Source organism: Hyalangium sp. (assembly GCF_035629615.1).
Classification (GTDB): domain Bacteria; phylum Myxococcota; class Myxococcia; order Myxococcales; family Myxococcaceae; genus Hyalangium.
In genome coordinates this window covers 1-5,580 of sequence record NZ_DASPHO010000063.1, presented here as the reverse complement: position 1 = coordinate 5,580, position 5,580 = coordinate 1, and the positions used below count along the sequence as shown (strand labels likewise).

At 70.5% G+C, this 5,580-nt stretch carries 2 protein-coding genes; both read left to right on the top strand.

The features are described 5' to 3' along the window. On the top strand, positions 1–3,050 hold a 3,050-nt coding region (locus VD972_RS02870), incomplete at its 5' end, for an SDR family NAD(P)-dependent oxidoreductase (RefSeq protein WP_324980363.1). Next, a partial coding sequence (locus VD972_RS02865; protein WP_324980360.1) for an AMP-binding protein occupies positions 3,047–5,580 on the top strand: 2,534 nt, incomplete at its 3' end. The genes VD972_RS02870 and VD972_RS02865, both read left to right, overlap by 4 nt.

The window sequence follows — 5,580 nt, the reverse complement described above, 5'->3', positions numbered from 1 at the left end:
TCCGCCACTTCGCGCGTCCGGAGGAGCGGCTGTGGTGCCATGTCCGGATGCGTCCCGCGGGCGATCCCAAGCACCTGATCACCGACTTCCAGATCTTCGACGCCGCCGGTCACCCGGTGGCGGAGATTCAGGGCTTCCAGGAGCGCCGGCTGCCTCGCGAGGGCCAGTCGCCCACGGAGGCCTGGCTGTGGGAGCTGGCCTGGAGGCCGAAGGCGCTGGAAACGGCGCCGGTGGCGAGCGCGCCGGGCGCGTGGCTCATCCTGGCGGATCGCCACGGCATCGGTCAGCGCGTGGCGCGGCTGCTCGAGGCCCGCGGCGATCGCGCGATCCTCGCCTACGCGGGGACAGGCTCCGCGGGCACGACGGTAGATCCGCTGCGGCCCGAGGCCTTCCAGGAGCTGCTTGCCCCCATCCCGAGCGATCCGCGGTTGCCGCTACGGGGTGTCATCCACCTGTGGAGCTGTGACGCGCCCGAGGCGGACGAGGCGGGTACGGACTGGATGCGCAAGGCCGTGGAGCTCGGGGCAACGAGCACTCTCTCCCTGGTCCAGGCCCTGGCCCGGCTCCCGGGCAGCTCGCGCCCACGCCTGTGGCTCGTCACTCGCGGCTCGGAGACACTCGAGGGCTCCGGTGGGGCGCTGTCACAGGCCACCGTTCCGGGACTGGTGCGGACCCTGGCGCATGAGCACCCCGATCTGCGCTGCAAGTGGATCGATCTCGGCGCGGAGGCGGGGCCAGACGACGCGGCGGCGCTCTTGAAGGAGCTGGAGGCGTCGGACGACGAGGGGCAGGTGGCTCTGCGCAGTGCGCAGCGCTATGTGGCGCGCCTGACGCGGCCGCCGGTTCAGGCCGACTCCGCGGCCTACGAGGGGCCAAAGGATCGCGCCGGGAGCCGGCCCTACCGTCTGGAGATCGGTCGCTCCGGCATCCTCGAGAGCCTGGTGCTGCGGGAGATGGCGCTGCCCGAGCCGGGCCCAGGCCAGGTGCGCATCGAGGTGCGTGCGGCGGGCCTCAACTTCAAGGACGTGCTGCTCGCCATGGGGATGCTCGAGGGCATGGTGGAAGCCCAGGGCACGGTGCAGCTTGGCGGGGAGTGCGCCGGCGTGGTGTCCGCGGTGGGCCTGGGCGTGGCGGGGCTGCGCGTCGGGGACGAGGTGATGGCGGTGGCGCCGTTCTCCTTCTCCACGCACTGCACGGTGGACGCCGGCCTCGTCGTCGCCAAGCCGCGGGGCCTGAGCTTCGAGGAGGCCGCGGGGCTGCCCGTCGCGTTCCTCACCGCGTACTACGCCCTGGAGCGCATGGCGCGGCTCGAGCCCGGAGAGCGGGTGCTCATCCATGCGGCGTCCGGAGGCACGGGCCTGGCGGCGGTCCAGCTCGCGCAGCGGATCGGGGCGGAGATCTTCGCCACCGCGGGCAGCGAGGAGAAGCGGGAGTTCCTCCGCTCGCTGGGCATCCAGCACGTGATGGACTCGCGCTCGCTGGACTTCGCCGAGGAGATCCGGCGAATCACCGGCGGCAAGGGCGTGGACGTAGTCCTCAACTCGCTGACGGGCGAGGCCATCACCCAGGGGATCTCCCTGCTCGCGCCGTACGGCCGCTTCGTGGAGATCGGCAAGCGCGACATCCGTGAGAACGCCTCGCTGGGCCTGGCCGAGTTCAACCGGAGCCTCTCGTACCTGGCAGTGGATCTCGCGCCCATGGTGCGGGAGCGCCCTGCGGTCGCTGGGGCGATGCTGAACGAGCTGCGCGTCCGCTTCGAAGACGGCAGGCTCAAGCCACCACCGTTCGAGACGTATCCGCTCTCGCGTGCGGCGGACGCGTTCCATCACATGGCGCGCGCCCGACACATCGGCAAGATCATCCTCACGCCCGAGGGCGCCGAGACGCGCATCGCCCCACAGCGCGAGGCAGTACGGGGGGAGGGGACCTACCTCCTCACCGGTGGCCTCGGAGGCCTGGGACTGGCCTTCGCCCGCTGGCTGGTGGATCAGGGGGCTCGCCACCTGGTGCTGATGGGGCGCAGCGAGCCGTCGGCCACGGCGCGGGCGATGCTGGAGGAGCTGGAGCGCCGGGGAGCTCACGTCCGCGTGGCGCGGGTGGATGTGTCCCAGCGCGAGGCGTTGAGCGCATTGCTGGAGGATGTCCGCCGGACCCTGCCGCCCCTGCGCGGGGTGATCCACGCGGCCGCCGTTCTCGATGACGCGATCGCCGTCAACCTCAATGGCGAGCGTGTCGCCCGGGTCATGGCGCCCAAGGCGGAAGGAGCCTGGCACCTGCACTGCCTGACGCAGCAGGATCCGCTCGACTTCTTCGTCCTGTTCTCCTCCATGGCCTCCGTGCTCGGCTCGCTGGGACAGGCGAACTACGCGGCGGCGAACGCCTTCCTGGATGCGCTGGCGCATCACCGGCGCTCGCGCGGCCTGCCCGCCCTGAGCATCAACTGGGGCGCGTGGGAAGAGGTGGGCATGGCCGCGGTGCGTGAGGGGCTGACGGCCCGGCTGGGCTCGCACGGCATGGGAGCCCTCCCCACGGACAAGTCCCTGGAGATCTTCGGGCACCTGCTTGCCAGGGGGATGACCCAGACCGGCGTCGTCCCCGTGGACTGGGATCTCTGGAGCAAGGCGTACCCGGCCGGGGCGCGGCTCGTCTCCGAGGTGAGCACCGGGACCTCCGCGTCCGTGCAGGCCGCGCCCGCCGCCGTGCTCGATCGGCTGCGCTCCGCGGCGCCTGCCGAGCGGCTGCCGATCCTGGAGCAGCACCTGGTGGAGCAGGTGGCCCGGACGCTCCGGATCGCCGCCGAGGAGCTGCGGGTGGATCAGCCGCTCAACCGGCTTGGGCTGGACTCGTTGATGGGCATGGAGCTCAAGCGGCGGCTCGAGGGTGAGCTGTCCGTGGAGATCTCCTTCGCCCAGCTCCTCAAGGGAGTGAGCGTGGGCGAGCTCGCCCGCCAGCTGCTGGAGCGGCTCTCGGCTCAAGATGTCTTGGACTCTGTTCTTCGTACCAGTGCCGAGCCCTCGGAGAAGGACGATTGGGAGGTCGTACAACTGTGAGTGTGACTGAACTGCTGGCGGAGCTTGCCAGGCGTGGAATCCAGCTCGCTGCGAGTGCGGAAGGCAACCTGCAGATCAGCGGCCCCAAAGGGGCGCTGACAGAGGCGCTGCGGGCGCAGGTGTCCCGGCTCAAGCCGGAGATCCTCGCGCTCATCCGCCAGCGCGCGGAGAAGCCGGTGGAGCTGCCGCGCATCACCCCGGACCTGGAGCGCCGCTACGAGCCGTTCCCGCTCAACGAGATCCAGCAGGCGTACTGGATCGGCCGTGGTGGGGCGCTGGCGCTGGGGGACGTCTCCATCCACGCGTACTGGGAGGTGGAGGCCGAGGGACTGGAGCCGACGCGCATCGAGCGGACGTGGCAGCGGTTGGTGGAGCGCCACGACATGCTCCGGGTGATGATCCTCCCCGACGGCCAGCAGCAGATCCTCAAGGAGGTGCCCGCATACCGGGTGGAGACTCAGGATCTGCGTGAGCGCTCGCCCGCGGAGGCCGAGGCGGCCATCGCCGAGCTGCGCGAGCGGCACTCGCACCAGGTCTTCCCCGTGGATCAGTGGCCGATGTTCGAGGTGAAGACGACGCTGTTGCCGGGCAACCGCACCCGCGTCCACTTCAGCGTGGATCTGCTCCACATCGACGGGGCCAGCTTCGTCATCCTGGCGCGCGACTTCGTGGAGATGTACCGCCAGGATCGGGCGCTGCCCCCGCTGGAGCTGTCCTTCCGGGACTACTCCCTGGCGGAGGTGAAGCTGCGCGAGGGCGAGGCCTATCAGCGCTCGCTGGAGTACTGGCGCGAGCGCGTGAAGGTGCTGCCCCCCGCACCCGAGCTGCCGCTGGCGAAGTCTCCCGCCGCCGTGAAGCCCACGCGCTTCAAGCGCCGCACGGGCGGGCTGGAGCCGGAGCGCTGGCGGAAGCTGCTCGCCTTCGCGGAGGCGCGCGGGCTCACCGCGCCCATGGTGCTGCTGTCCGCCTACACCGAGGCGCTGGCGGCCTGGAGCAAGCGGCCGAACCTGACGGTTGACGTGATGGGCTTCAACCGCCTGCCGCTCCATCCCGAGGTGGAGGAGCTGCTCGGGGACTTCACCTCCATCGTCCTGCTGGGGCTGGAGCTGGGGGCGACGGAGAGCTTCGAGCAGCGCGTGCGCCGCGTCCGGGATCAGCTGCTGAAGGATCTGGAGCACCGGGGCGTCAACGGTGTGGTGGTGCTGCGCGAGCTGGCGCGCTTCCAGAAGGTGATGATGGTGAGTCAGCCCATCGTCTTCACCAGCCTCTTTGGCCTGGGCGGAAAGGGGCAGACGAAGCCCTCCACCTGGAATGATCTGGGAGAGCTGGTCTTCTGTCTGAGCCAGACGCCGCAGGTGTGGCTGGACTGTCAGGTGTACGAGGAGCACGGTGCCTTCGCGGTGCATTGGGACGCGGTCGAGGAGCTCTTCCCGGCCGGGCTGCTCGACGACATGTTCCAGTCCTTCCTGGGCTTGATCGAGCGGCTGAGCGAGAGCGAAGAGGCCTGGGGCGCGGTGCAGCCCCGGCACGTGCGGCTGCCCAGGTCGCAGCTGGCGGTCCGCGAGAAGGTCAACGCCACGGAGACGCCGCTGCCGGGCGGTACCCTGCCGGAGCTGTTCGCCCGACAAGTGGCGAAGACACCTCAGCAGACGGCGGTCGTGGCTGCGGGCAAGCGCCTCACGTACGAGGAGGTCTACCGCCGCGCCAACCAGCTCAGCCACCGGCTGAAGGCGCTGGGCGCCCAGCCGGAGACGCTGGTGGCGGTGGTGATGGAGAAGAGCTGGGAGCAGGTGGTGGCGGTGCTGGCCATCCAGAACGCCGGGGCCGCGTACCTGCCGGTGGATCCGGATCTGCCCACGGAGCGGCTCCACTACATGCTCCAGCAGGGAGAGGCGAAGGTGGCGCTGACGCAGGCCCACCTGGAGCCGCAGATCGCCTGGCCCGAGGGCGTCCAGCGGGTGGTCGTGGCGGAGGAGCCGCTCGGGCCGGAGAGCGCCGCGCCCGCGGCCACACCGCGCCCCGAGGAGCTGGCCTACGTCATCTACACCTCCGGCTCCACGGGTCTGCCCAAGGGCGTGATGATCGAGCACCGCAGCGCCGTCAACCGTCTGGACGACGTGAGCACGCGCTTCGGGATCGGGCCCACGGACAAGGTGCTGGCGCTCACCGCGCTCACGCACGACATGTCCGTGTACGACATCTTCGGCGTGCTCGGAGTAGGCGGCACGGTGGTGATGCCGGATCCGGCCTCCGTGCGGGATCCGCTGCACTGGGCCGAGCTCATGCGGCGTGAGGGCGTCACCGTCTGGGACACGGTGCCGGCCTTCATGGAGATGCTCGTCGAGTCCCTGGAGCGTGATCCCTCGGAGAAGCGGCCGGAGACGCTGCGGCGGGTGCTGCTGTCCGGCGACTGGATCCCCGTCAACTTGCCGGATCGCATCCGCAAGCTGTTCCCGGGGGCCCAGGTGATCAGCATGGGCGGCGCCACGGAGACCACCATCTGGGACATCTACTACCCGATCGAGGCGGT